1 protein-coding gene and 1 pseudogene are annotated in these 660 nt (G+C 50.5%); one reads left to right on the top strand and one right to left on the bottom strand.

Annotated features, from left to right (window positions below; all coding sequences use genetic code 11):
- Positions 1 to 492: nucleoside transporter C-terminal domain-containing protein (locus B3180_RS14265; RefSeq protein WP_286845163.1), on the top strand; the 492-nt coding region annotated here is incomplete at its 5' end.
- A gap of 24 nt (positions 493 to 516) precedes the next feature.
- On the opposite strand, the pseudogene B3180_RS14270 reads toward B3180_RS14265, so the two are convergent.
- A pseudogene (locus tag B3180_RS14270) lies at positions 517 to 660 on the bottom strand (acyl-CoA thioesterase domain-containing protein); the annotation flags it as partial.

The following is a 660-nucleotide window of genomic DNA, read 5'->3' on the forward strand; positions in this document are numbered from 1 at the left end:
GGCGCGTCCAGCGGCCTTCAACTGGCTATGAACGTGGGTGCTATGTTGCTGGCCTTTGTTGCACTTATTGCATTGGTTAACGGTATCTTTGGCTGGGTTGGCGGTTGGTTTGGTTATTCTGAACTGACCTTACAGCAAATTTTCGGCTATGTATTTCAGCCGGTTGCCTATGTATTAGGAGTTAGCTGGGACGAAGCGAACCTGGCGGGAAGTTTTATTGGCCAAAAGCTGGTGATAAACGAGTTTGTTGCCTACCTGGACTTCGTTAATTATAAGGACCAGTTGAGTCAGAACTCTCAGGTGATTATTACCTTTGTCCTGTGTGGTTTTGCGAACTTCTCATCCATTGCCATTTTACTGGGTGGGTTAGGTGGTATGGCGCCCAGCCGACGCCATGATATTGCTCGCTTAGGCATGCGTGCCTTATTGGCAGCGACTTTGGCAAACATGATGAGTGCCGCCATCGCCGGTTTCTTTGTTTCGTTGACCTAAACCAAACCCAAGGCGGGGCCGTATTTAACCGCGGTCCCGCATGACTCCTTCCTGAATCGTCGACGCAACTAACACACCATCTCGCGTGAAAATTTGCCCACGAACTAAACCGCGTTGACCGCTGGCTGAAGGGCTGTCTATTGCGTAGAGCAGCCAGTCATCCATGCG

It is taken from the genome of Idiomarina sp. UBA4206 (assembly GCF_002383015.1).
GTDB classification, from domain to species: Bacteria; Pseudomonadota; Gammaproteobacteria; order Enterobacterales; family Alteromonadaceae; genus Idiomarina; species Idiomarina abyssalis.